This window comes from Streptomyces silaceus (genome assembly GCF_001419745.1).
GTDB classification, from domain to species: domain Bacteria; phylum Actinomycetota; class Actinomycetes; order Streptomycetales; family Streptomycetaceae; genus Streptomyces; species Streptomyces silaceus.
In genome coordinates this window covers 1-3,412 of record NZ_LIRJ01000660.1, presented here as the reverse complement: position 1 = coordinate 3,412, position 3,412 = coordinate 1, and the positions used below count along the sequence as shown (strand labels likewise).

General features: G+C 70.8%; 5 protein-coding genes and 1 pseudogene. 3 read left to right on the top strand and 3 right to left on the bottom strand.

What is annotated here, in order from left to right:
- Both AOK22_RS38385 and AOK22_RS38380 read left to right on the top strand, forming a co-directional pair.
- Positions 1-491 (top strand): LysR substrate-binding domain-containing protein (locus AOK22_RS38385; protein WP_244165280.1); only part of this gene is annotated, 491 nt, incomplete at its 5' end.
- 156 nt (positions 492-647) lie between these two features.
- A complete protein-coding gene (locus AOK22_RS38380; RefSeq protein ID WP_244165279.1) occupies positions 648-1,199 on the top strand; it encodes a hypothetical protein in 552 nt (183 codons plus the stop codon).
- Positions 1,200-1,226: 27 nt separating this feature from the next.
- On the opposite strand, the pseudogene AOK22_RS44200 reads toward AOK22_RS38380, so the two are convergent.
- Both AOK22_RS44200 and AOK22_RS38370 read right to left on the bottom strand, forming a co-directional pair.
- Positions 1,227-1,403 (bottom strand): annotated as a pseudogene (locus AOK22_RS44200) (peptidase dimerization domain-containing protein); the annotation flags it as partial.
- A gap of 16 nt (positions 1,404-1,419) precedes the next feature.
- Positions 1,420-2,151, bottom strand: a complete 732-nt coding sequence (locus tag AOK22_RS38370) for a TetR/AcrR family transcriptional regulator (protein WP_055703259.1) — start codon at positions 2,149-2,151, stop codon at positions 1,420-1,422.
- Positions 2,152-2,329: 178 nt separating this feature from the next.
- On the opposite strand from AOK22_RS38370, the gene AOK22_RS38365 reads away from it, so the two are divergent.
- Entirely contained in the window at positions 2,330-3,058 is a 729-nt protein-coding gene (locus AOK22_RS38365) for an SRPBCC family protein (RefSeq protein ID WP_055703258.1), read from the top strand.
- Between the two features lie 6 nt (positions 3,059-3,064).
- Here AOK22_RS38365 and AOK22_RS38360 read toward each other — a convergent pair whose 3' ends face one another.
- Complete coding sequence (locus AOK22_RS38360; protein ID WP_107102135.1) at positions 3,065-3,331, bottom strand: DUF3040 domain-containing protein; 267 nt, start codon at positions 3,329-3,331, stop codon at positions 3,065-3,067.
- Positions 3,332-3,412: the final 81 nt, after the last annotated feature.

Sequence of the window (3,412 nt, the reverse complement as noted above, 5' to 3'; positions counted from 1 at the left end):
CCCACCCGCCCCTCCACCCGGGCCTCGCCCACCGCCTCGTACGCCTCGAACCGGTCGACGCCGTACTGAGCGCCGAGCATCCGCTCGCGGCCGAACCGGCGCTGCGTCCCGACCAGTTGCGCGACAGTCGGCTGTGGGCGCCCGGTGCGCTGGACAGGCTCGACTTCCTCCACCAGTTCGCCGAACGCTTCACCGTCCGGGACAGGTCCGAGAGCGTCAACCTGGGTCTCGCCCACTTCCTCCGAGAAGTGGCGCGGGACCCGCGCCACTTCTCCCTGCTGCCGGCCGACGTGCCACTGCCGGAGGATCCGGGCCTGCGTTCCGTCCCCCTCGTGGACCCCACCCCGCTGTACGCCTGGTCGCTGCTCTGGCGTACGGGTCATGACCGTCCCGGACTGGAGGGACTCATCGACGCCTGCGCCGTGGAAGCGGGGCGCAGCCGGTGGCTGGAGTACGACCCGGCGCGCGACTGGCTGCCCGAACTGCCCTGACGCGGAGAGAACGCCATGGATCAATGCGTCCCCTCCGCCATGATCGTGGCGGATGAGCGTGTCTCCACCGTGCGGCGGAGACCCCCGGGCCACGAGGGCGATTCCTCGTTCTGCCCGCTCCGCGAGGGTGGAGCCATGCCTCCGACGATCCTTCACATGGCCCCGCCCGTCAGCGACACCGAACGGCCCGTTCCGCGCTGGGCGATGCGCCTGGCCCACGCGCTTCCCCTGCTCCTGCTGCCGTCGTGCCTGTGGCGGCTGCCCTTCGCCCTCCACTTCGAGATGGGCCAGATCCAGGGGCCCGGCATGCCGTCCTACTGGGTGAGCATCCCGTACGTACTCGGGCTCAGCGTGTTCTCCGAGTTGACCGCGCTCCTTGCCATCGGCCTGGTCCGGGGCTGGGGCGAAGTGGCCCCCGCCTGGCTTCCGTTCATCGGCGGCAAGCGCGTCAGACGGCTCGCGGCGGTCGTGCCCGCCGTCGTCGGCGGCTTGATCCTCACGCTTCTGTTCACCGGCGTCCCGATCGGTGACGGCCGCGAACTCATGCTGTACGGAATCATCGAGACGGTCGAGTATGCCAGCGGCGCGTGGCAGGCGCTCGCGACGGTGTGCATCGCCCCGACCGCCCTATGGGGACCCATCGTCGTCGCCCTCGCCGTGGCCTATCACCGGCGCCGGGCAGCGGGCCGCATGGGCGTTCCCGCGTGAGTACGTCTCCGCGATGCCCCGGCACACCCGCACCGTCGCCTCGAAGGTGGCGGTGCCGGGGATGACGTTCTGCTGGGTGCCCGCACGGAACACGCCCACGGAGAGCGCCACCGGGTCGAAGATGTCGACGGTACGGGTGATGCACGCCTGCAGCGCGGTGATCATCGCGCACGCCGCCTGCACCGGGTCCTTCGCGCGGTGCGGCGTCCCTGGGGGGGGCTCAGGTGTCGAGCAGGTCCTCCAGTTCGGCCGCGAAGAGCTGGGCGGGGTCGAATCCCATCCCGCTGAAGTGACCGGCGAGTTCCAGGGACAGGACGCCGTGCAGCCGGGTCCAGAACGTCAGGGCCCGGTGGAGTGCGGCAGGTGAGGCAGGCGCGTCGACCGCCCACTGGAGGCGCTCGGCGAGGTGCTGTTCGAGCGGTGTCGCGGGAGCGTCGGACGGTGGCGCGGGGCAGGCGCCGAGCAGCGTCGCCATGATCTCGTCCGAGATGGCGGTGACGTCGTCGGGCGCGCGGTAGCCGGGGACCGGGGTGCCGTAGATGAGCAGGTAGCGCTGGGGGTCGTCGAGGGCCCAGTGGCGCAGGGCGTGGGCGAGTGCGGAGAGATCGGGGCCCGGCCTCGCGGTGGGAGCGGTGGCCGTGGTCGATCCGGTGGGTGCTGCGGGGGCCGTGGGGCCGACCGCACGGAAGGTATCGGCGAGGCTGCGGTAGGCGTCCGTGATCAGCTCGGTGATCAGTGCGTCGCGGTTGGCGTAGTAGCGGTAGAGGGCGGGGCCGCTCATGCCCATCCGCTTGGCGATGGCGTTGAGCGAGAGGGCGGAGGCGCCGGCGGTGGCGATCTGCTCCCAGGCGTGTTCCTTGATCTCCGCGCGGACCTGGACGCGGTAGCGCTCGCGAGGGCTCGCCGCTTCGGACTTCGCCGCCTTGGGTTCGGTCGCCTCGGTCTCCGCCATGACCTGCCTCATTCCGGGTCTCGCCGCTGTCGGCCACCGTCGCGGCTACAGCCTCACGTTCCAGTTAGAAGGTATCACGCAAGCTCTTGACGATGCCCATTCGCGAGAGTTACAACTTATAACGAACGGCAAGGCCGCTTACTTCAACGTCCGGTGACGGACATCCATGGGGAGAGTCATGTCCAGCACGCGCAGCACCACCGTCCGCAGCGTCGGCCCTCGCAGCCCTCGCGGCACCGGCGTCCGTCGCGCCGGAGTCCGCGCCGCCCTGCTCAGCGTTCCGCTCGTCGTCGGCGTCCTCGCCACGGCGACCGTGCCTGCCGCGGCCACGGCGTCCGGCACCGCCGCCGCGACCGGCGCCGGTGCCGGTTTCGGCTCCGGCAAGTCCCTCACCTGCCGCGGTGAGGGCGTCGACCCGAAGGCCGTCGTCCGCTACAAGACCTCGACCGTGATCGACGCGCCCCTGAGCACCATCTGGAAGCTCCAGACCGACGTGGAGCGCTGGCCGTCGTGGCAGGCGGGCGTCGAGACCATGGAGCGCCTCGACCACGGCCCCTTCCGCAAGGGCTCGTCGTTCCGCTGGACCACCCCGGTGCCCGTCACGCCCTCGACTCCCGCCACCACCTTGGAGATCACGTCGACGGTCAAGCAGCTCAAGCGCAAGTCGTGCATACGCTGGGAAGGTCCCGCGATCGGTGAGGGGCTGCGCATCGACAACGGCGTTCACGTATGGAACTTCACCAAGGTCAAGGGCGGTGTCCTCGTGCAGACGGAGGAGACCCACGTCGGTGCGCAGAGCGAGGCGGACCCCCAGACCGCGACCGAGCTTCTCGGCGGGGGCCTGGAGGCGTGGCTGCGGGAGCTGAAGGCGGCCGCCGAGGCCCGCGCGGGCAACGCGTCGCGCTGAGCCCCGTCACCGGTCGTCGCCCTTGGGGCGGTCGAAGTGATGGCACGTCGCGCCCGCCCCGACCAGTGCCGTGGCGATGAGCATGCCGTGCGCGATGACGATGCCGACGGCGAGAAGGGCCAGCATCAGCGCGAGCACGGCCCAGGTCCCGCGCCGGTCGTATTCGCGCGGACGGTACGGCCGCCCCTGGCTCATGGCCCGTGCGAACTCGGGGTCGTCCGCCTCCAGGCGGGACGCGATCGTGGCGAGTCGGCTGTCGTCGCTGTGCAGCATGTCCGTACCTCCGGCGTCGGCGTGATGAGTGGGGCGTTGGAAGGGAGGGGGTCGTTGGAAGCTGTCTCTTTATACACATCT

Coding starts and splice junctions, on each gene's coding strand:
- AOK22_RS38365 (WP_055703258.1), top strand. CDS start 2,330: ATGTCCAGCACGCGCAGCACCACCGTCCGCAGCGTCGGCCCTCGCAGC.
- AOK22_RS38380 (WP_244165279.1), top strand. CDS start 648: ATGGCCCCGCCCGTCAGCGACACCGAACGGCCCGTTCCGCGCTGGGCG.
- AOK22_RS38360 (WP_107102135.1), bottom strand. CDS start 3,331: ATGCTGCACAGCGACGACAGCCGACTCGCCACGATCGCGTCCCGCCTG.
- AOK22_RS38370 (WP_055703259.1), bottom strand. CDS start 2,151: ATGGCGGAGACCGAGGCGACCGAACCCAAGGCGGCGAAGTCCGAAGCG.